Origin of the sequence: Kitasatospora sp. NRRL B-11411, assembly GCF_000721345.1 — a bacterium.
Taxonomy (GTDB): domain Bacteria; phylum Actinomycetota; class Actinomycetes; order Streptomycetales; family Streptomycetaceae; genus Kitasatospora; species Kitasatospora cineracea.
Window position 1 is genome coordinate 31,555 of sequence record NZ_JOGH01000032.1, and the last position, 20,881, is coordinate 52,435.

General features: G+C 74.0%; 18 protein-coding genes. 2 read left to right on the top strand and 16 right to left on the bottom strand.

The window, feature by feature from the left end:
* Window positions 1–98 precede the first annotated feature (98 nt).
* Window positions 99–533 carry a MerR family transcriptional regulator gene (locus IH44_RS0117005; RefSeq protein ID WP_030460422.1) on the bottom strand — a complete coding sequence of 145 codons (435 nt, stop codon included), beginning with the start codon at window positions 531–533 and terminating at the stop codon, window positions 99–101.
* A 91-nt stretch (window positions 534–624) separates the two neighbouring features.
* On the opposite strand from IH44_RS0117005, the gene IH44_RS0117010 reads away from it, so the two are divergent.
* Window positions 625–2,109, top strand: coding sequence for an MFS transporter (locus IH44_RS0117010; RefSeq protein ID WP_051816994.1), 1,485 nt, complete (start codon window positions 625–627; stop codon window positions 2,107–2,109).
* Here the strand turns inward: IH44_RS0117010 and IH44_RS0117015 are convergent.
* Window positions 2,079–2,489 (bottom strand): Fur family transcriptional regulator, encoded by a 411-nt coding sequence (locus tag IH44_RS0117015; RefSeq protein ID WP_030460424.1) that lies wholly within the window; start codon window positions 2,487–2,489, stop codon window positions 2,079–2,081. The two genes, IH44_RS0117010 and IH44_RS0117015, sit on opposite strands and share 31 nt — an antisense overlap.
* Window positions 2,490–2,680: 191 nt before the next feature.
* Here IH44_RS0117015 and katG point away from each other — a divergent pair, with 191 nt between their 5' ends.
* Window positions 2,681–4,903 (top strand): catalase/peroxidase HPI, encoded by a 2,223-nt coding sequence (katG, locus tag IH44_RS0117020; protein WP_030460425.1) that lies wholly within the window; start codon window positions 2,681–2,683, stop codon window positions 4,901–4,903.
* 67 nt (window positions 4,904–4,970) lie between these two features.
* On the opposite strand, the gene ddaH is transcribed toward katG, so the two are convergent.
* From ddaH to IH44_RS0117090, 14 genes are all read right to left on the bottom strand, one after another.
* Window positions 4,971–5,780 (bottom strand): dimethylargininase, encoded by an 810-nt coding sequence (ddaH, locus tag IH44_RS0117025; RefSeq protein ID WP_030460426.1) that lies wholly within the window; start codon window positions 5,778–5,780, stop codon window positions 4,971–4,973.
* Between the two features lie 77 nt (window positions 5,781–5,857).
* Entirely contained in the window at window positions 5,858–7,213 is a 1,356-nt protein-coding gene (locus IH44_RS0117030) for an FAD-binding oxidoreductase (protein ID WP_030460427.1), read from the bottom strand.
* A complete protein-coding gene (locus tag IH44_RS0117035; protein WP_030460428.1) occupies window positions 7,210–7,557 on the bottom strand; it encodes a hypothetical protein in 348 nt (115 codons plus the stop codon). Before IH44_RS0117035 ends, IH44_RS0117030 begins: the two co-directional genes overlap by 4 nt.
* Window positions 7,554–7,889, bottom strand: a complete 336-nt coding sequence (locus IH44_RS0117040; RefSeq protein ID WP_051816995.1) for a cupin domain-containing protein — start codon at window positions 7,887–7,889, stop codon at window positions 7,554–7,556. Before IH44_RS0117040 ends, IH44_RS0117035 begins: the two co-directional genes overlap by 4 nt.
* A 54-nt stretch (window positions 7,890–7,943) precedes the next feature.
* A complete protein-coding gene (locus tag IH44_RS0117045) occupies window positions 7,944–8,678 on the bottom strand; it encodes a response regulator transcription factor (protein WP_232794975.1) in 735 nt (244 codons plus the stop codon).
* A gap of 63 nt (window positions 8,679–8,741) precedes the next feature.
* Entirely contained in the window at window positions 8,742–10,469 is a 1,728-nt protein-coding gene (gene tsrT / locus IH44_RS0117050; RefSeq protein ID WP_030460431.1) for a tryptophan 2-C-methyltransferase, read from the bottom strand.
* Between the two features lie 36 nt (window positions 10,470–10,505).
* A complete protein-coding gene (locus IH44_RS0117055; protein WP_030460432.1) occupies window positions 10,506–11,675 on the bottom strand; it encodes an acyl-CoA dehydrogenase family protein in 1,170 nt (389 codons plus the stop codon).
* Between the two features lie 50 nt (window positions 11,676–11,725).
* On the bottom strand, window positions 11,726–12,919 hold the full coding sequence (locus IH44_RS0117060; protein WP_030460433.1) for an acyl-CoA dehydrogenase family protein: 1,194 nt from the start codon (window positions 12,917–12,919) through the stop codon (window positions 11,726–11,728).
* Window positions 12,916–14,232, bottom strand: coding sequence for an ATP-grasp domain-containing protein (locus IH44_RS0117065; RefSeq protein ID WP_030460434.1), 1,317 nt, complete (start codon window positions 14,230–14,232; stop codon window positions 12,916–12,918). Before IH44_RS0117065 ends, IH44_RS0117060 begins: the two co-directional genes overlap by 4 nt.
* The gene (locus IH44_RS0117070) at window positions 14,229–15,509 is read right to left on the bottom strand and encodes an ATP-grasp domain-containing protein (RefSeq protein ID WP_030460435.1); all 1,281 of its coding nucleotides are present in this window, start codon (window positions 15,507–15,509) and stop codon (window positions 14,229–14,231) included. The genes IH44_RS0117065 and IH44_RS0117070 overlap by 4 nt, the downstream gene beginning before the upstream one ends.
* Entirely contained in the window at window positions 15,506–16,798 is a 1,293-nt protein-coding gene (locus IH44_RS0117075; protein ID WP_030460436.1) for an MFS transporter, read from the bottom strand. The genes IH44_RS0117070 and IH44_RS0117075 overlap by 4 nt, the downstream gene beginning before the upstream one ends.
* On the bottom strand, window positions 16,795–17,874 hold the full coding sequence (locus IH44_RS0117080) for an FAD-binding oxidoreductase (RefSeq protein WP_030460437.1): 1,080 nt from the start codon (window positions 17,872–17,874) through the stop codon (window positions 16,795–16,797). The genes IH44_RS0117075 and IH44_RS0117080 overlap by 4 nt, the downstream gene beginning before the upstream one ends.
* On the bottom strand, window positions 17,871–19,454 hold the full coding sequence (locus tag IH44_RS0117085; RefSeq protein WP_051816996.1) for a class I tRNA ligase family protein: 1,584 nt from the start codon (window positions 19,452–19,454) through the stop codon (window positions 17,871–17,873). The genes IH44_RS0117080 and IH44_RS0117085 overlap by 4 nt, the downstream gene beginning before the upstream one ends.
* Window positions 19,454–20,734, bottom strand: coding sequence for a SidA/IucD/PvdA family monooxygenase (locus IH44_RS0117090; protein WP_030460439.1), 1,281 nt, complete (start codon window positions 20,732–20,734; stop codon window positions 19,454–19,456). The genes IH44_RS0117085 and IH44_RS0117090 overlap by 1 nt, the downstream gene beginning before the upstream one ends.
* Window positions 20,735–20,881 lie beyond the last annotated feature (147 nt).

Here is a 20,881-nt window from a genome sequence, read left to right on the forward strand (position 1 = left end):
GGCGGCCAGACTGTAGCGCAGCGCGCGGCGGGCCGGGGAGGGCGGCGGGAGGCCGTCCGACCTGGGGTAAAGCTTTGCCCAGGGGGGTCAAATCCTGGTCAAGGGTTCGGGGTCCAGAGGCCCTCGGCGCGGCCCTCGGCGAGCCGGGCGCGGTAGGTGGCGACCTTGTGGTCGATGCGGTCGAGGTGGGTACGGAGTTCGGCGAGGCGGGCGGCGGTCTCGGCCTGGTGGGCCTCCAGCAGGGCCAGCCGTTCGGCCTCGTTGCCGTCGCCCGCCATGACGAGTTCGGCGTAGCGGCGGATGCTGCGGATCGGCATGCCGGTGGCGCGCAGCCGGGTGCAGATGTCGATCCAGCGGAGGTCGCGGTGGTGGTAGCGGCGGCGGCCGCCGGGGGTGCGGTCGATCGGGGTGACGACCAGGCCGGCGCGTTCGTAGTAGCGCAGGGTGTGGACGCTGACGCCGGTGCGTTCGGCGGCCTCGGCGATCGTCACGCCCTCGGCGGGGAGCACGGTTTCGGGCTTGATCTCGAGCACGCTCGAAATCGTAGCGTCGGTGCCGCCGGCCGGTCGGGGCCCCGTTGACGTGCGGTCAACACCCGTGCCGGCGGCGGACGGAGGCTGACCGGTGCCAGGACCGGACGACCGGCGAAGGTGGTTGGTGCTCGCGGTGTGCTGCCTGAGCATGCTGCTGGTGGTGCTGGACATCACCGTGGTGAACGTGGCGCTGCCCGCCGTGCGGCGGGAGTGGGGGGCGCCGGTGCCGGCCCTGCAGTGGACGGTGGACGCGTACACGCTGGTGCTGGCGGCGTTCCTGCTGCCGGCGGGGGCGGCGGCGGACCGGTGGGGGCGGCGGCGGGTGTTCGTGCTGGGGCTGCTGGTGTTCGGGCTGGGGTCGGCGCTGTGCGCGCTGGCGCCGGGGACGGGCTGGCTGGTGGCGGCGCGGGCGGTGCAGGCGGTGGGCGGGACGATGCTGAACCCGGTGGCGATGGCGATCGTGGCCACCGCGTTCCCGGAGCCGGCCGAACGGGCCCGGGCGATCGGGGTGTTCGGGTCGGTGTCCGGGCTGGGGCTGGTGCTGGGCCCGGTGCTGGGCGGGGCGCTGGTGGACGGCTGGGGCTGGCGGGCGGTGTTCTGGGTGAACCTGCCGGTGGTGGCGGCGGGCGTGGCGGGCGCGCTGCGCTGGGTGCCGGAGTCCCGGGCGGCGCGGGCCCGCCGGTTCGACCCGGTGGGGCAGCTGCTGGTGGTGGCGCTGCTGGGCGGGACGGTGTTCGGGCTGATCTCGGCGGGCCGGTCCGGCTGGTCCGCGCCGACGGTGTGGGGGCCGCTGGCGGTCGCGGCGGTGGCCGTCCCGGTGCTGGGGTGGTACGAGGCGCGGCGGACGGACCCGCTGCTGGAGGTGCGGCTGCTGCGCCGCGGCCCGCTGGTGGCGGCGCTGGCGATGGCGTTCGCGGCGCTGTGCGCGTTCGGGGCGTTCCTGTTCGCGGTGACGCTGTACCTGCAGGAGGAGCGCGGGATGCCGGCGCTGCGGGCGGGGCTGTGCCTGGCGCCGGTGGGGGTGCTGATCCTGGTGCTGTCGCCGCACACCGGCCGGGCGGTGGGCCGGTCCGGGCCGCGCGGGCCGCTGCTGGTGGCGGGCGTGTCGCTGGCGCTGGCCGGGCTGTTGCTGCTGCCGGTGGGCCCCCGGACGCCGGTGCCGGTGCTGCTGGCGGTGTTCGCGCTGGTGGGGGTGTTCCAGGGGACGGTGAACCCGCCGATCAGCAACACGGCGGTGTCGGGGATGCCGGGGTCGATGGCCTCGGTGGCGGCCGCGCTGGCCTCGACGGCCCGGCAGACCGGCTCGGCGGTGGGCGTGGCGGTGGCGGGCAGCCTGCTGGCGCCGGGGGTGGCGGCGGGCGGCGCGGCGTTCACTTCGGCGGCGCGCGGGGTGTGGTGGCTGCTGGTGGCGGCGGGGGTGCTGATCGCGCTGCTGGGCGCGGTGCGGCCGGGCGGGCGTCCGACGGCTGACCGGGTGGCGGCTGACCAGGTGGTGGCCGATCGGGCGGCGGTGGCCGATCGGGCCGGGGTGGTGCGGGGGACGGGTCAGGCGCAGTCGGGGCAGAGTCCGCGGTAGGTGACCTCGGCGGTGGCGACGGCGAAGCCGAAGCGCTCGGCGGCGGGGAGGGCGGCGAGCGGGTCGCCGGTGGGGTGGACGTCCCGGATGGTGCCGCAGGCGGAGCAGACCAGGTGCTGGTGCGGCCGGTGGGCGTTGGGGTCGTAGCGCTTGGCGCGGCCGTCGGTGGCGACCTCCAGGACCTCACCGAGGGTGACGAGTTCACCGAGGGTGTTGTAGACGGTGGCGCGGGAGATCTCGGGGAGGCGGTCGGCGGCGCGCGCGTGCACCTCGTCCGCGGTCAGATGGACGTGGTCGCCGTCGAGCACCTCGGCGACCACCCGTCGCTGCGAGGTCAGCCGCCAGCCGCGGGACCGCAGCCGTTCCAGCAGGTCACTCATCTTGTTCACCCAATCAGCTCAACATTCGCCCGAACTGTACAGCGGGCCTCGCCGGACACCCGATTCGAGCGGATCACCACCCGATTGACCCTCTTCTTGACTTAGACTGGGTCTATCTTAGGATCGGTTCCGGCAAACAGCCAAGGTGCCCGTCGCAGAACGTGATCCGCCCGACCCGGAGGGACTTCCCCATGCCCGAGAACGACGACGCCATCGTCACCGACCCCAAGTCCGAGGGTGCGGGCGGCTGCCCGGTCGCGCACGGCCGGGCCGCCCATCCGACCCAGGGCGGCGGCAACCAGCAGTGGTGGCCGCACCGGCTGAACCTGAAGATCCTGGCGAAGAACCCGGCCGTGGCGAACCCGCTGGGCGCGGACTTCGACTACCCGGCGGCCTTCTCCGCGCTCGACCTGGCGGCCGTCAAGCGCGACATCGCGACCGTGCTCACCACCTCGCAGGACTGGTGGCCGGCCGACTTCGGCCACTACGGCCCGCTGATCATCCGGATGGCCTGGCACAGCGCCGGCACCTACCGGATCTCCGACGGCCGCGGCGGCGCGGGCGCCGGCCAGCAGCGCTTCGCCCCGCTCAACTCCTGGCCGGACAACGCCAACCTGGACAAGGCCCGCCGCCTGCTCTGGCCGGTCAAGCAGAAGTACGGCCAGGCGCTGTCCTGGGCCGACCTGCTGATCCTGTCGGGCAACGTGGCGCTGGAGTCGATGGGCTTCGAGACCTTCGGCTTCGGCGGCGGCCGGGCGGACGTCTGGGAGGCCGACGAGGACGTGTACTGGGGCCCGGAGACCACCTGGCTGGGCGACGAGCGCTACACCGGCGACCGCCAGCTGGAGGAGCCGCTGGGTGCCGTCCAGATGGGCCTGATCTACGTCAACCCGGAGGGCCCCAACGGCAACCCGGACCCGATCGCGGCGGCCCGCGACATCCGCGAGACCTTCCGCCGGATGGCGATGAACGACGAGGAGACCGTCGCGCTGATCGCCGGCGGCCACACCTTCGGCAAGACCCACGGCGCGGGCCCGGCGGACAACGTCGGCGAGGCCCCCGAGGGCGCGGGGCTGGAGGAGCAGGGCCTCGGCTGGAAGAGCGGCTACGGCTCCGGCAAGGGCGCCGACGCGATCACCTCCGGCCTGGAGGTGACCTGGACCAACACCCCGACCACCTGGGACAACTCCTTCTTCGAGATCCTGTTCGGCTACGAGTGGGAGCTGACGAAGTCGCCCGCCGGGGCGCACCAGTGGAAGCCGAAGGGCGGCGCCGGCGAGGGCACCGTGCCGGACGCCTTCGACCCGGCGAAGAAGCACGCCCCGCAGATGCTCACCACCGACCTGTCGCTGCGCTTCGACCCGGTGTACGAGCAGATCTCCCGCCGCTTCCTGAACGACCCGGCGGCCTTCGCGGACGCCTTCGCCCGCGCCTGGTACAAGCTGACCCACCGCGACATGGGCCCGGTCGTCCGCTACCTCGGCCCGGAGGTGCCGTCCGAGGAGCTGCTCTGGCAGGACCCGCTGCCGGCCGCCCAGGGCGAGCCGATCGACGCGGCGGACGTGGCGGCGCTCAAGGCGAAGCTGCTGGACTCCGGGCTGACCACCGCCCAGCTGGTGTCCACCGCGTGGGCCGCGGCGGCGTCCTTCCGCGGCAGTGACAAGCGCGGCGGCGCCAACGGCGCCCGGATCCGGCTGGAGCCGCAGCGCGGCTGGGAGGCCAACGACCCGGAGCAGCTGGCGCAGGTGCTGCGGGTGCTGGAGGGCGTGCAGCAGGAGTTCAACGCGCAGGGCGGCAAGCAGGTCTCGCTGGCCGACCTGATCGTGCTCGGCGGCACCGCGGCGGTCGAGCGGGCCGCGAAGGAGGGCGGCGTCGAGGTCGAGGTGGGCTTCCGCCCCGGCCGGGTGGACGCCACCCAGGAGAAGACCGACGTCGAGTCGTTCGCCGCGCTGGAGCCGCAGGCCGACGGGTTCCGCAACTACCAGGGCAAGGGCACCCGGCTCCCGGCCGAGTACCTGCTGGTGGACAAGGCCAACCTGCTGAACCTGTCCGCCCCCGAGCTGACCGTGCTGGTCGGCGGCCTGCGGGTGCTGGGCGCCAACACCGGCGGCTCGCAGCACGGCGTGTTCACCGACCGGCCGGGCACCCTGTCGAACGACTTCTTCACCAACCTGCTGGACCTGGGCGTCACCTGGTCCGCGGTCGCCTCGGACAACACGGTGTACGAGGGCCGCGACGCCTCCGGCGCGGTCAAGTGGACCGGCACCCGGGCCGACCTGGTGTTCGGCTCCAACTCGGAGCTGCGGGCGCTGGCCGAGGTGTACGCCTCGGACGACGCCAAGGAGAAGTTCGTCAAGGACTTCGCCGCCGCCTGGACCAAGGTGATGGAGCTGGACCGCTTCGACCTGGTGTGAGCGTGAGGCAGTGAAGCGGGCGGGGCCCGGGCCGCTGGTGCGGTCCGGGCCCCGCCGTTCCGCGGGGTCAGTGGCGCAGTTCCAGGGTGCAGCACTTGACGGCGCCGCCGGCCCGGAGCAGCTCGGTCAGGTCGACGCCGATCGGGGTGAAGCCGCGTTCGCGCAGTTGCTCGGCGAGGCCGACGGCGGCCTCCGGGAGGACCACGTTGGCGCCGTCGGAGACCGCGTTCAGGCCGAACACCCGGGCGTCGTCGGCGCCGGCCAGCAGCGCGTCCGGGTAGAGGCGCTCCAGGACGGCGCGGGAGGCGGCGTCGAAGGCCGGCGGGTAGTACATGACCTCGGTGTCGCTGAGCACCGCGAGCGCGGTGTCCAGGTGGTAGTGGCGCGGGTCGACCAGCCGCAGGGTCACCACCTCGCGGCCGAGGAACTCCGCCGCCTCGGCGTGCGCGGCGGCCTCGGTGCGGAAGCCGGTGCCGGCCAGGATCCGGTCGCCCGCCACCAGCAGGTCGCCCTCGCCCTCGTTGACCCGCTCGGCGTCCTTGACCCGCCAGCCGCGCTCGCGGAACCAGTCGGCGTACGCGGGGCCCTCGGCGGCCCGCTCGGGGTGGCGGAAGCGGGCGCCGAGCACCCTGCCGTCCAGGGTGGTGGCGCCGTTGGCGGCGAACACCATGTCCGGCAGGCCGGGCAGCGGTTCGATCAACTCCACGGTGTGGCCCAGGCGTTGGAACAGTGCGTGCAGCTGGTCCCACTGGGCGAGGGCGGTGCCGGTGTCGGTCGGCTTGGCCGGGTCCATCCACGGGTTGATCGAGTAGTCGACGGTGAAGTGCGCGGGCCGGCACATCAGGTAGTGGCGCGGGGTGGCGGTACGCGGCGACACGGTGGTGTCTCCTTCCGGGCATGGCGCAGTGACTGACGGTCAGTCAGTTTCGTTGCGCACGAGGGCACTTGGGGTCTTCAGCTGCCGATGGACTGCGGGAAGGCGAACAGCCCGTCCGGGTCGTGGCGGCGCTTGGTGGCGACCAGCCTCGGGTAGTTCGCACCGTAGTAGGCCGCGCGCCAGTCCCGCAGGTCCGGGTCGGTGAAGTTCAGGTAGGCGCCGCCGGTCGCGTGCGGGGCGATCAGGTGATCGAGTCCGGCGAGGTGGGCGAGGTGCGGGGCCGGGTCCTCGCCGGGCAGCCAGGAGGTGTCCAGGCTGACCAGGTACCGGGCGTCGCGGTGGACGAACGCGGTGGCCGCCGGGTCGACCCGGTTGATCGCGCCGCCCCAGCCGAACAGGGCGAACCCGCAGCCGTCGGCGTTGCCGCTCGGCGGCGCGGCCGCCAGGTGGGCCAGCGCGGCCGTCAGGGCCTCCGGCGGCAGCGGGCGGGCGGCGAAGTGGGTGCGGACCGCGAACGCCCCGCCGCTGGTCTCGTGCTTCAGGTAGTCCATCGCGTCCCAGAACGGCCGGTCGGCGAGCTCCGCGCGCAGCGGCGGGGCGGCCGCGAACGCCGGGGCGAGCAGTTCGCGCAGCTCGGCGGCCGGGCCCAGGTGCAGGCCGACGGCGGAGACCACCGTGCGGCCGCCGGAGCGGGCGACGCCCAGGCGCAGCGAGGTCTCCTCGGGGGCGGTGAGCATCAACTGCTGGACGGCGAACAGGACTTCGGCGGCGTGGGCGGCCTCCCAGAGCAGCAGGCAGGTGGCGGCGGCGGGGGCCTCGACGGCCTGGAAGGTCAGGTCCAGGTTGATCCCGAAGTTGCCGCCGCCACCGCCCCGGCAGGCCCAGTACAGGTCCTCGTGCTGCTCGGCGTCGCAGGTCAGGACGGTGCCGGCGGCGGTGGCCAGGGTGGTGGCGCGCAGCGTGTCGGCCGTCAGCCCGAACCGGCGGGAGGTCGCGGCCGAGCCGCCGCCGAGCGCCAGGCCGGCGATGCCGACGCCCGCGCCGTTGCCGAGCGGCAGCGCCAGCCCGTGCGGGCGCAGCGCGGCGTACAGCGCGCCGGTCAGGACGCCGCCGCCGACGGTGACCCTGCCGGTGGCGGGGTCGACGGCGATCGCGTCCAGCGCCCGCAGGTCCACCACCAGGCCGGAGTTCACCGAGTGCCCGGCGTACGAGTGGCCGCCCCCGCGCGGGACGATCGGCACCCCGTGGTCCCGGGCCCAGTCGATCGCCCGCAGCACGTCCGCGGCGTCGGCGGCCCGCAGCACGGCGACGGGCGCGCGGTGCGCCCAGCGCTCGTTGAACGCGGCGGAGGACTCCTGGAAGGCCGCGTCCCCGGGGCGCAGCAGGGGGCCGGTGGTGTGCTTGTCGAGCAGCGTCCAGTCGGCGGGGGTCACGGGGCGATCTCTTCGATGGTGGAGGTGCCGGTGGTGGGGTGGGGGCCGTAGCGTTCCCAGGTCTCGTGGAGGCGGATGCGGCCGTCGGGGGTGAGGGTGGGGGTGTTGTGGGTGCGGCCGCAGACGACCTGGCCGTCGGTGAGGACGAAGGTGTAGCCCATGGCGAGGGTGCCGTCGGGTTGGCGGGTGCCGGCGGTCCAGCCGCGTTGGACGGTGCCGCCGGTGATCTCGGCCCAGACCAGGTCGTCCTGCTGGTGGTAGAGGGCGGTGGTGCGGCGGTCGCCGTCGGGGGCGTGGAAGCGGCGGCCTTCGTAGTCGAGGCGGTCGGGGGGCGGCGGGTTCATGCCTGCCACCAGATGGCGTAGTAGGCGAAGTCGGTGTCGTGCGGGTTGGCGACGGCGTGGTCGGTGTCGGCGGGGAGCAGGACGAGGTCGCCGGCGGTGACGGGGTGGCTGGTGTCGGCGGTGCGGATCTCGCCGCTTCCGCTGATGCAGACGAAGAGTTCGCGTTCGGTGTGCTGGTGGGTGTCGGTGAGGTCGCCGGGGCGCAGGACGCACCAGGCGCCGTGGAAGGGGGCGGTGAGGTCGCCCCAGGGGTGGAGGAGGCGGAGGTCGAGGCCGTGGGCGCGTTCGAGGTGGTCGGGTTCCTGGCGCCGGATCACCACGGTTTCGGGCATGGCGGGGCTCCGTTCGAAGGCTCGGGTTCGGGTTCGGGAGGTGGGCGGACCGGGTCAGCGGGCGGGGGCGTGGCCGAGGCCGGCGTCGCGGGCGAGGACCAGGGCCTGGGCGCGGTCGGCGACGCCGAGTTTGCCGAGGATGCCGGAGATCCGGTTGCTGACGGTCTTGGAGGCGAGGGCGAGTTCGCGGGCGATGAAGGTGTTGGAGCGGCCGGCGGCGAGGTGTTCGAGGACGTCCCGTTCGCGGTCGCTGAGCTGCGGGAACGGGTAGCTGCGCGGGCGCTGGCCGGTGCCGATCAGGGTGCCGAGGCGGGCGGCGATGACCCGGTCGAGGATGGCCTCGCCGGCGCCGACGGCGTGGATGCCGCGGACGATCTGGTCGGCGGTGGCGCGTTTGACCAGGTAGCCGCGGGCGCCGGCGTGGAAGGCGGCGGCGACGGCCTTGTCGTCGTCGAAGGGGCTGAACACCAGGACGCCGGTCTCCGGGGTGAGGCGCAGGACCTGGCTGATCATCCGCATGCCGGTGCCGTCGTCCATCTGCGGGTCGAGGACCAGGACGTCGGGGCGGTGCCGGGCGGTGGCGGCGAGCACCTCGCCGGTGGTGCCGGCCTCGTCGACCACGGCCGCGCCGCCGCCGGCCTCGACCATGGAGCGGACGCCCCGGCGGACGGCGGGCTGGGCGTCGGCGAGCAGCACGGTCAGCGGCGTGGTGGTCCCGTGCTGGTTCATCGTCCCCTCGCGGCGTGTGGTGGTGCGGCGGTGGTGCGGTGCGGTCCCGGAGTTGATCACCGGTAGTGATGATTCCGTTACATCATCATGATCTGATCAATTCGGTGCCTCAAGTGCACAATGTCACGCAGGAGTTGGCAGATGTGAGGATTGGACGGCGACTTCCCGGGCCTTGCGCATGATCTCCTCGCGGCCGCGCCAGTGCGACCAGAACGCGCCGGTGTAGCCGAGGCCGCCGAGGCTGGTGAGGAAGGGGTTGTCGGCGTAGTTGTTGTCGTGCTCGCTCATGCCCTCGACGGTGGGGAGCATGACCCGGTGGTGGTCGGCCGGGTCGATCAGCGCCCACAGGTCGGCGACCGCGCCGTGCCAGCGTTCGGCGGGGTCGGCGGCGCGGGCCGGGTCGGGCAGCAGGTCGGGCGAGAAGTAGCAGACCAGCCGGAAGTTGCCGTGCTCGTCGAACATGAACTGCCGCTCGTACTCGGCCGGGGAGCCGCACATCCGCAGCGGCTTGAGCACGATCGGGCCGTCGGCGGTGTTGGACTGCAGGCCGGGGACGGTGCGCACGCCCGCGCAGCGTTCGGCGATGTCGATGCCCATCGGGGTGTACGGGAACAGCCGCAGGCCGAGCGAGAAGCCGGTGACGGTGGCGTCCAGCGCCATGAAGGCGTCCACGCAGGCGCGGACCGTCTCGGGGGTCTCCCCCGGCATGCCGAACAGCGCCTCGACCATGGTGAGGATGCCGCGCTCGTGGCACAGCCGGACCAGCCGCTCGGTGTCGGCGAAGGTGTAGTAGGTGCCGCCCTTCTCGGTGACCTTCCAGCCGCTGAGCACCTCGGGGCGGATGTGGTCGCTGCCGACGTTGACGCCGCGGCAGCCGGCCTCGGCCAGCAGGTCGGCGAACTCCTCGTCGAACGGGCTGGGTTGGCAGTAGACCCAGAGCCGCAGGCCGTTCAGCGGGTTGTCCGGGTCGGCGTGCCGGCGGCGGACGATCTCCCGCAGCAGGTTCTTGGCGTGCGCGATCGAGAGGTTGAACTCGCTGTCGGTGGTGTGCTGGTCCAGGATGCCCTGCGCGGCCAGCGACTCCATCTCGTCGACCACGGAGGCGAGTTCGCGCTGCCCGTAGCGGGTGCCCTTGGCGTCGGGTTCGACGCAGTGCGAGCAGCGGTAGGCGCAGCCGTTCTTGGTCAGGATGGAGCCGAGGCCGCCGCGCCGGTAGTACTCCAGGTTGTCGACCCGGCGCGGGACGCCGGAGCGCCGCCGGTACACCGAGAGCCGGTCGACCTGCCACACCCGGGGCTCGAACTGGCCTGTGGCCTCGGCGAGTTGGGTCTGTCCGTGGCGGACGGTGAGCACCGCGGGCGGGACCCGGACGGCGCCGCGGGCGGTGTTGCGGATCAGGCCGGGGATGCCGGCGGTGTCGCGTCCCTCGGCGACGGCGGCGGCCAGTTCGCAGAGGATCTTCTCGCCGGGGCCCTTCACCCCGTAGTCGATGCCGAAGTACTCGACCAGCGCGAACGGCATGGTGGAGAAGCCGATCCCGCCGCCGACCACGGGCGCGTCGGTGAGCCGGCGGATCTCGGTGATGATCTCCCGGTGCTCGCCGACGAACGGGCGCTGCTCGAAGGCGTACACGGTGTCGGTGTTGCGGACGGTCACCCCGACCAGCATCGGGGAGCGTTCGGCGAAGTACTCGTGCAGGCAGGTCTTCCAGTCGTCGCGGCGGAAGGTCAGGTCGAGCACCTCCACTTCGAAGCCGTCGTCCTCCAGCGCGGTGGTGAGCACGTCGAGGGCGTAGGGGGCGATCGGCGGATGCACCTTGTTCGGGTTGACCAGCAGGACGAGTCTGCTCATCGGGGTTGCCTCCCTCGTGGGTTGGGGTTCGCGGGGTCAGACCAGGCCGAGGCTGATGCCGAACTCGGGCTCGGCGCCCAGCAGGTAGGCGCCGGCGGACTGCAGGATGCGGTCCTGGGCGACCAGGTGCTGGGCGAGGACGGCGGTGTCGCGCAGCCAGCGGTCCATCGGCGAGGTGCGGTTGATCGACCAGGTCTGCAGCAGGTCGTAGAGCCGGGCCACGATGTCCCGGGAGCTGCGGAAGGCGTGCAGCCAGGACAGCGGGGAGGCGGCCCGCTCGGTGGGGGTGAGGTCGTCCAGGGTGCCGCCGGCCGCCAGCACCTCCCACTGGCGGTGCATCGAGCCGTACACGCCCGCCCGGGCGGCGTTGAACTCGGCTTCCAGCCGGGCGAGTTCGGTCTGCACCCGCCAGCTGTCGGCCCAGCTGCGGCCGGCCATCCGGTCGTAGCGGGTGGTGGCGACCTCGCGGGCGTGGTCGAGCGCCGCCCGGGCCACGCCGAGCGGGACGCCGCACATCGCCCGAGTGAAGGAGTCCGGCTGGGCGAGCGGGCCGGGGCGGCCCTGCGGGGTGGCGAAGGTGTAGGTGTGCTCCTCGGGGACGAACACGTCGGTCATCGTGTAGTCGCAACTGCCGCTGCCGCACAGGCCGGTGGTGTCCCAGTTATCGATCACCTCGACCTGTTCGCGGCGGACCAGGAACTGCCGGGAGTCGTGCGCGTGCTTGCTGCCGGGCTCGGCCCAGGGCTCGCCGTCCTGGAACAGGAAGGCGCCGGAGGTCACCCAGTCGGCGTGCTTGATGCCGGAGCCGAACGACCAGCGGCCGCTGAGCTTGAAGCCGCCGGGGACGCGCTCGGCCCGGCCCGAGGGCTGGAGCAGGCCGGCCACCACCAGGTCCAGGCGCGGGAAGACCTCCTTGGCGACGGTCTGGTCCAGGAAGTTGGCGTAGATGCCGGTGTTGGCGCCGATCACGGCGCACCAGGCGGCCGAGGCGTCGCCGTACGCGAGCGCCTCCACCACCTCGGTCTGCTGCATCGAGGTGAGGCCGGGGCCGCCCCACTCGGGGCCGTAGCACATGCCGAACACGCCGGTGGCGCGCAGCAGTTCGACCACCTCGGCGGGCAGCGTGCGGTTGGCCTCGATCGCCGGGGCCTTCTCCCGCAGCACCGGCGCCAACTCCTGGGCGCGGCGCAGGATTTCCGATGTCATCGGGTCGTTTCTCCTTCTGCGGTGGGCAGTCGTCGTTCGGCTGGAGTCGTTCAGGTGGAGAGGCCGAGGCTGATCCGGAACAGCGGCGGCCGGCCGAGCAGGTAGGCGCCGACCGACTCCAGCACCGCGTCCTGGGCGGTGAGGTTCTGGCACATCACGGCGGTGTCGCGCAGCCAGCGGTCCATCGGCGAGGAGCGGTTGATCGACCAGGTCTGCAGCAGGTCGTAGAGCCGGACGACGACGGCCCGGGAGGCCCGGAAGGCGTGCAGCCAGGCGAGCGGGGAGGCGGCCCGCTCGTCCGGGGTGAGGTCGTCCAGGGTGCCGCCGGCCGCCAGCACCTCCCACTGGCGCCGGGCGGCGGCCCGGGCGCCCTCCCGGGCGGCGTTGAACTCGGCCTCGCAGCGGGCGAGTTCGGTCTGCACCCGCCAGCTGTCGGCCCAGCTGCGGCCGGCCATCCGGTCGTAACGGGCGGTGGCGACCTCGCGGACGTGGTCGAGGGCGGCCCGGGCCACCCCGAGCGGGACGCCGCACAGGGCGCGCATGAAGGAGTCCGGCTGGGCGAGCGGGCTCGGGGCGCCGCGGACCTCCCAGAAGGTGAAGGTGTGCTCCTCGGGGACGAACACGCCGTCCATCGTGTAGTCGCAACTGCCGGTCCCGCGCAGGCCGGTGGTGTCCCAGTTCGGGACGAGTTCGACGGCGGAGCGGGGCACCAGGAACTGCCGGGAGTCGTGCGCGTGCGGGCTGCCGGGCTCGGCCCAGGGCTCGCCGTCCTGGAACAGGAAGGCGCCGGAGGTGACCCAGTCGCTGTGCGCGATGCCGGAGCCGAACGACCAGCGGCCGCTGAGCTTGAAGCCGCCGGGGACGCGCTCGGCCCGGCCGGCGGGGGCGAGCACGCCCGCGGTGATCAGGTCCAGGTCGGGGTAGACGTCCCTGACCACGGACTGGTGCAGGAAGTTGGCCAGCAGGCCGCTGTTGGCGCCGATCACGGCGCACCAGGCGGCCGAGGCGTCGCCGTACGCGAGCGCCTCCACCACCTCCAGCTGTTCCAGCGAGGTGAGTTCGGGGCCGCCCCAGGAGCGGGCGAAGCACATCCGGAACACGCCGGTGGCGCGCAGCAGTTCGACCACCTCGGCGGGCAGCGTGCGGTTGGCCTCGATCGCCGGGGCCTTCTCCCGCAGCACCGGCGCCAGCTCCCGGGCCCGGCGCAGGATCTCGGCGGCGTCCAGGGCCGCGGCGGCGCTCACCGGTCCACGTCCAGCAGCCCGGCGGGCATGGCGAACGGGGCCTGCGGGTCGGCCGGGCCGACCGCGGAGACCCGCGCCTCGACCAGGGCGGCGGCGTCGGCCAGGCGCTGTTCGCAGGCGGGGAGGCTGTCGGCCTCGCAGATCACGAAGGAGTGCCGGGCCAGGTAGCCGCCGGGGGGCAGCCGCAGCACGGTGCCGGGCGGGGCCATCGGCGCGGCGTGCCGCAGGCCGGGCGCGTCGCCGGGCTCGGGGAGGGTCAACTCTTCGAGCCGGCAGTCCTGTTCGGGGCAGCCGAAGCGGATGCCGGCCACCGCGGTGCGGCTCGGCGCGGTCTCCGGGCGGCGGCCCACGGCGACGTCGAACAGCACCTCGCCGGGCTCGATGCCGGTGGCGATCCGGCCCAGCAGCGGGATCAGGTCGCCGCCGAGCCGGCCGTTGACCTCGACGATCAGCGGGCCGCGCGGGGTGAGCCGCAGCTCGGTGTGGGTGATGCCGTCCTCGACGCCGAGCGCCCGGTGCGCGTCGGCCAGGTGGGCCAGCAGCGCGGGGTCGGCGAGCAGCGGGTCGGCGGCGTCGACGATGTGGCCGACCTCCTCGAAGTACGGCTCGTCGCTGCTGTACTTGCGGGCCAGGAACAGCGGCAGGTACTCGCCCTTGTGGACGGCGCCGTCCACGCTGATCTCCGGGCCGCCCGCGTACTCCTCGACGATCACGCTGGCCCGGTACGGGCCGGGGTCGACCTCGCTGGCGGACAGCGCGGTGCGGAACGCCTCGTCGAGTTCCTGCTCGTCGGCGGCGAACACCACGCCGATGCTGGCGCCCATGGCGCGCGGCTTGAGCACCACCGGGTAGCCGATCCGGGCGGCGGCGGCCCGGGCCTCGGCCGGGCTCGTGGTGAGCGCGAAACCGGGCTGGCGCAGGCCGGCGGCGGTGAGCACGGTGCGGGTGCGCTCCTTGTCGCGCACGCCGCGCACGCCGCGCTCGGACAGGCCGGGGACGCCGAGTTCGGCGGCCAGCAGGCCGGCGTCCAGCACCAGCGGCTCGTCCCAGCAGAGCAGGCCGACGACGTGCCTGCGGGCGGCGATCTCCCGGACGGTGGCGTTCATGGTGGCGGTGTCGAAGACGTCGGCGACCACGATCTCGTCGAAGTACTCGCGCTGCCAGGTCGGCCGCAGGTTGTTGACCAGCAGCAGTTCCAGGCCGGCGGCGCGGGCCCGGCGGCTCATCGGGCCGACCAGGTACTCGCGGTACTCCTTGAGTCCGCTGCCGATCACCAGCAGGGTGTCCGGCGACGTTTGCTGATGTTCCGTCATGATTCCTCCTCCGCGAGGGGGTCGATGTCGAACCGGACCAGTGCGGCGGCCTCGTCGGCCAGCCGGCGGGCCTCGGCGGGGGTGTCGGCGAGGGTGGTGACGATGCCGACCCGGTCCCAGGAGCTGCGCAGGCCGGCGGCGCGGTGGCCGGGGGCGATGCCGACCGCGGCGAGCTGCACGCCCGCGGCGGCGGCGGCCGCGTCCAGGCCGTGCACGGCGGTGACGGTGCCGGGCCGGTCGGGGGCCAGGAAGGCGGCGGCGGTGGCGCGTTCGGCCTTGGCGGGCAGCGGGCCGGGGTCCTCGCCGCGCATCAGGGCGAAGTAGGCTCGGGTCAGCTCGACGGGGTAGGCGGCCTCGATCAGGTCGGTGATCGAGTCGCCGGGCAGCCGTCCGGCGCACTCGACCAGCACCGGGACGCCGTCGGCCAGGATCCACTCGCAGTGCAGCACGCCGGTGCCGAAGCCGACCGCGGCGGCCAGCCGTTCGGTCTCGGCGGCCAGCAACTCGTGGGTTTCGACCGGGAGTTCGGCCGGGACGGTGTGTCCGGCCTCGATCGGGTACCGGCCGGGGTAGAGCAGCTTGCCGGTGGTGTTGGCGAACACCGGGCGGCCGCCCTCGACCAGCATCTCGACGCTGAACTCCGACCCCCGGACGTACTGTTCGGCCAGCATGACGGGGGCGATCGGCCGGTCCGGGACGAACGCGCCCTCGTCCTGGGCCTGTCCGAACGCCCAGGCCGCCTCGACCTCCTCGGGGCCGTGGACCACCAGGGTGCCGACCGACGCCTGCCGGTTGGCGGGCTTGAGCACCGCCGGGCCGGGGTGCCGGGCCAGGAAGCCGGCCAGGGCGGCGGCGTCGGCGACCGGTTCGCTGGCCGGGCCGGCGATCCCGGCGGCGGCCGCGACCACCCGCAACTGGTGCTTGTCGCGCAGCAGTTGGGCCGCGCCGAGGCCCGCGCCGGGCAGCCCGTAGCGCTCCGCGAGCCGGGCCGCGAACGGCACCGCGTACTCGACGGCCGGGATCACCGCGACCGGGTCGAGTTCGGGGCGGGCGGCGTAGAAGGCGTCCGCCCGGCCCGGCAGGTGGTACTCCCACTCGATCAACTCGCGCGCGTAGTCGATGTGTTGGACGGCCTCGGCGAGGTGCCGCTTGCGGGCGACGTCCGGTTCCTCGACGTACACCACCGAGTCGGGGCCCTGGAAGGCGGCGACGGCGGGCACCGCGAAGGCCACGTAGCCGACGATCAGCACCGGCCGCGGCCGGTCGGGCGCGTTCATGCGGTCTCCCCCACGGGTTCCGGGGCGGTGTCCGGCCGGGCGGTGTCCGCCCGGTCCGCCCGGTGCTTGGTGCCGAGCAGGGCGAGCACCCCGGCCAGGCCGTTGACCAGGGCCATCAGCACCCAGAACCCGGCGTGCAGGTGCGTCCAGGCCCAGACGCCGAACAGCGGTCCGACCGCCGAGGCCAGGCCGGCCGCGGCCTGCATGGTGGCCAGGTAGCGGGCCTTCGACCCGGCCGGGAAGGTGGCCGGGTGGGCGAACATGCTGGGCCCGGCGATCATCAGGCCGCTGACCGCGAGCACCGCGCCGAACAGCACGAACGCCCCGGAGTGCACGGCCAGCCCGTAGGCGGCCAGCCCGACCGAGTTGACCAGGTGGCCGACGCCGACCGCGAGGTGGGTGGGGATCCGGGTGATGTACGCGGTGATCTTCAGCTCGCAGGTGATCAGCACCAGCGAGGAGGCGGTCAGCACCGCGCTGTACAGCCAGGTCGGGTAGCCGTCGTGGACGATCTCCAGCGGCAGCGAGATCGAGGACTGCACGTAGGCGACCGTCCCGAGCACCACCGCCGCCAGGTAGGCGAGGTAGGCCCGGTCCCGGAGCATCAGCCCGTACGCGGCCCGGCCGCCGGAGCGGCGCTCGGCCCTCGTCCGGGGGGCGGCCGCCGGTTCGGACGCCTGCTCGGGCGCCGCGTGCCGGGGCAGCAGCCGGTACGCGAGCAGCGCGTAGACCAGGGTGGTGGCGCCGTCCAGCCAGAACAGCAGGTCCCAGTCGAGCAGGATCACCCCGGCGGCGATCAGCGGGGCGAGCGCGGCGCCGGTGTTCAGGGCGATCCGCATCATGGAGAACGCCATCACCTGGTAGCGCTCCGGCATCAGGTCGCTGAGCAGCACCGAGGCGGCGGGCCGGTACGCCTGGGCGAACAGGCCGGCCAGCGCGATCGCCGCCAGCAGCACCGGGACCCGCCCGGGCCGGGCCAGCAGCGGCAGCACCGCGACCAGCGGCGCGGAGCCGGCCATCGCCGCGACGATGGTGGTGCGCGCCCCGAGCCGGTGGGTGATCTCCCCGCCGAGCACGGTGCCGAACACGGTGCCCAGGCTGTACGCGGCGAGCGCCAGGCCCGCGGTGCCGCCGGACATCCCCCGGTGCGTCAGGTACAGCACCAGGAAGGTCTGGACGAACGCGCCGAGCTGGTTGACCAGGACGCCGCCGAGCAGGTAGCGGACGGTGGTCGGGGTGGCTCTGAGCGTGTCGAGGACGCCGATCGGTGGCTTGTCGTCGTCGGTCACGCCTCCTCCTTCACTGCCTCGGCGATGCGTTCCGCGACCAGCGGAGCGGTGGAGAACCCGCTGCCGCCGCACGCGGCGCGGGTCCACAGGCCCGGGGAGACCCGGGTGAGCAGCGGGCCGCCGGTGGCGGTGTCCGCGGTGTAGTGGCAGACCCGGACGCCGGCCACGGGGTAGCGCTCCAGGTCGGGCAGGACGCCCTCGGCGGCGAGCCGGTCCAGGTACGGCTGCTGGTCCTCGCCGCGGCTGTCGGTGTCCGCGACGGGGCGGCACACGGTGTCGGAGCTGAGCTTGAGCAGGGTGCCGGCGCCGGGCGGCAGCACCCAGCCGCGGCCCGCCCGGCCGAGGCCGCCCGCGGCGGGGGCGTCGTCCCAGCGGTCGCCGCCGGGGCCCTCGTCGCCACTGGTCACGGCACCGTCCGGCCGCCCCAGGTAGAGCATGGTCTGCCGGTACAGCGTGACCGGGCTGTCGGCCAGCCGGCGGGTCCACGGGCCGCCGGCCAGCAGGGCGAGGTCGCCGCGGAGCACCTCGCCGGTGTCCAGCACGATCCGGCCGGAGCCGGTGAACACCGAGCGGACGGTGCTGTGCGGGCGCAGCGCCACCCCGGGCCGGGCGGTCAGCCAGCGGGCGGCGGCCCGCAGCACCCGGTCGGCGAGCAGCACGCCGCCGGTGCGCTCGCGCACCCCGACGGTGCCGGGCGGCAGGCCGAGCGGCGGGAGGGCGTCCGGCGCCGGCAGGTCGACCGGGACGCCGGCCTCGCCGGCCTCGGCGAGCAGTTCGTCGACCCGTTCCGCGGGGTGGGCGGTGAGCGTGCCGACCCGGCGGTGCAGCGGGGTGCCGAACAGGGTTTCCAGGTCTTCCCAGTGGCGGTGCGCGGCGATCCGGCGGGCGGTGCCGTCGGGGTCGCCGGGCAGCAGGGTGCGCAGGGCGCGGTGCTGGTCGTGCGAGGTGGCGTCGGGGTTGGGCAGCGGGCCGCGTTCCAGCACGGTGACCCGGTGCCCGGCCCGGGCGCAGGCGACGGCGGTGAGCAGGCCGGTGACGCCCGCGCCGACCACCACCACGTGCGCGGCGGTGCTCACCGTCCGCCGCCGCGCGCACCGCCGCGCGGACCGCCGCGCGCACCGCCGCGCAGGCCGGTCGCCAGCCGGGGCAGGGCGCGGGGCCGGACGGTGGTGGCGGTGGGTTCGGCGGGGATGGCGGGGTCGGGCAGACCCTCGGCGCCGAGGTCGACCAGCAGCGGGGCGGCGCAGCGCAGGAACAGGTCGAGTTCGTGCCAGAAGTCGCCGGCGTCGGCGTCGGTGACCTCCCAGCGGTCGAGCCGGCCGAGCTGTTCGGTGAGGGTGAAGGCGGCGGCGCTGAGGCTGAAGCGGCGCGGGCGCAGGGCGGCCGCGAAGCGTTCGGCGATCAGGGCGGCGGCGTGCCGGGAGCGGGCGCTGACCGGCAGCGGGCCGCGGTCGAGGTACGCCTCGGCCTTGGCGGCGACCCGGTTCCACGGTTCGACCAGGCGCTGGCCGCAGACCCGGTCCATGGCGGCGCGGGTGAAGTTGGTGCGCTGGAAGTCGGGGCCGGTGGCGGCCAGGTAGTAGCGGGCGAGGTCGCGCGGGACTTCGGCGGTGAGCTGGCGGCCGGTGACGACGTGGCCGCGGCTGGTGGAGAACTTGTCGCTGTCGAGTTCGTAGAACTCGTTGGTGACGAAGTGCGCGGGCAGCGCGAGGCCGCCGAGGGCGAGCAGCATGGCGGTGCCGGCCAGCGCGAAGGCGAAGCTGGCGTCGGAGCCGAAGAAGTAGGCCACTTCGGGCCCGGCCTCCAGTGCCCAGTGCCGTTCCTCGTCGCCGGGCACCTCGCCGCGGGACTCGGCGGCCAGCGCGATGGCGTGCAGGCTCCAGGCGACGGTCTCGGTGTCGGAGTACAGCACCTGGCCGGGGGTCTCGGCGAACGGGGCGGGGATGCCCCAGTCGATCGGCAGGGTGATCGGGTAGTCGGGCAGCCGGCGGGCCATCAGCTCCTCGACCAGCTGGGCGAGCCGGGGCCGCATGGTGGGGGCGAGCCGGGCGAAGTGGCTGGCGAGCGCGGTGCGGTGCTCCTCCAGCGGCAGCACCAGGACCTCCTTCTCCCGGAGTTCGACCGGGAGTTCGGGGTGCCGGGTGGAGCGCGGGTCGAGCAGGTCGCCGGAGGCGATCCAGTGGCCGCAGTTCTCGCACAGCCCGGCGCAGCCCTCGGCGAGGCAGACCGGGCAGCCGCCGCGGACGTAGGCGTCGGTGAGGTACTCGCCGGTGTCCGGCAGGTACGGGAAGCGCACCTTGCGCAGGCGCAGGTGGCCTTCGCCGTGCAGCCGTTCGAAGAAGGTGCGGACGGTCTTGAGGTAGCGCTCGTCGAACCGGACGAAGCCGTCGGGGACGATGCCGGCCGCGGCCAGGGTGGCCTCGACCTGCTCGGCGGCGCGCAGCCGCAGTTCCTCGGGGGCCTCGCCGAGCCGGCGGGCGGTGGTGACGATGTAGTTCTGGGTGAAGTGGACGCCGGTGCCGAACAGGCTGTCACGGCCGGTGGCGCGGGCGTAGCGGGCGCACACGTCGGCGGACAGGAACGGGCCGGCCAGGTGGCCCAGGTGCAGGTCCCCGTTGGCGGTGGGGCCGGGGGCGATCACCAGCAGCGCGGCCATCAGCGGGCACCGGCCGGGGTGAGGCCGTGGCGCTCCAGCAGGTCGCCGGTGATGTCGCGGGCCCGGTGGGCGAGCACGCTGATCAGCGAGTCCGCGATGCCGTGGGTGGCCTCGTTGACGCCCTGGAGGTAGAGCGCGGCGTCGGTGCCGGTGCCCAGGTCGACCCGGTAGTCGCGGCTGACGGAGACCTCGGACAGTCCGGTCTTGCCGGTCAACTCCCGCACCAGGGACGGCATCCGGCTGTCGTAGCCGGTGCCGAGCAGGACCAGGTCGCAGCGGAGCTCGGTGACCTTGCCGGTGCGCCGGTCGCGCAGGTCGAGGACCACCTCGCCGTCCTCCTCGCGGGCGGCGGCGACCTCGGTCATCGCCCGGACCTCGGCCCGGCCGGTGCCGATCATCTTCTCCCGGTACAGCAGCATGTACAGCTCGTCCAGGAACGGCGGGGCGAGCGCGGCGTAGTTGGTGAACCGCATCTCGTCCAGGAGTTGGGCGCGGGTGTCGGCCGGGGCGTCGAAGAACTCGTCGACGAAGGACGGGTAGAACAGCTCGTTGACGAACTTGCTGGTCTGGTAGTTCTGCAGGCCGATCGAGCGGACCAGCATGGTGACGGTGGAGTTCGGCAGGTTCTCGTACAGCGCCATGAACATCTCGGCGGCGCTCTGCGCGCCGCCGACCACCACGGTGCGCAGCGGGGCGTCCTTGTCGACGGCGTTGATCCGGCTGCGGAAGCGGGCGCTGTGGATGACCTTCTCGGCGGGCAGGTCGGCGAAGACCGCGGGGATGTGCATGTCGCGGCCGGCGCCGACGACCAGGTCGCGGCAGCGGATGGTGTCGCCGTCGGCGAGGGTGACCTGCCAGCCGATCAGCTTGCCGTCGGCGTCGTGGCGCGGCTCGGTGGCGGTGGCCTTGGCGTCGTAGCGGATCCGCACCTGCTCCAGCGAGCGGGCCACCCACTGGAGGTAGTCGGAGAACTCCCAGCGGTGCGGGTGGAAGGTGCCCAGGTTGATGAACTGGTCCAAACGGTCGTGCTGGTGCAGGAAGTTGAGGAACGAGAAGCGGCTGCGCGGGTCGCGCAGCGTCACCAGGTCCTTCAGGAAGGACACCTGGCTGCGGGCCCAGGGCATCAGCAGGTCGCGCTGCCACTTGATGTCCGGGGCCTGCTCCAACAGCAGGGTGTTCCGGGCCAGTTCGGCGGAGCCGCTCTCCTCGATCGCGGCGGCGAGGGCCAGGTTCGCCGGGCCGGCGCCGATCGCCAGTACGCCCACCTCTAGGTCAGCCACACTTTCCCCCTCGTGAACTCGGTTTCGTCCAGGGCCGGTTGACCGGTCGATCGGTCGGTTGACCGGTCGGTCGGTTGGCCGGTTGGTTCGAGGAGGAATCTAGGAATCCCGGATTCCCGGCGGGTAGGGCGGGTTTCCCGGCCGTGG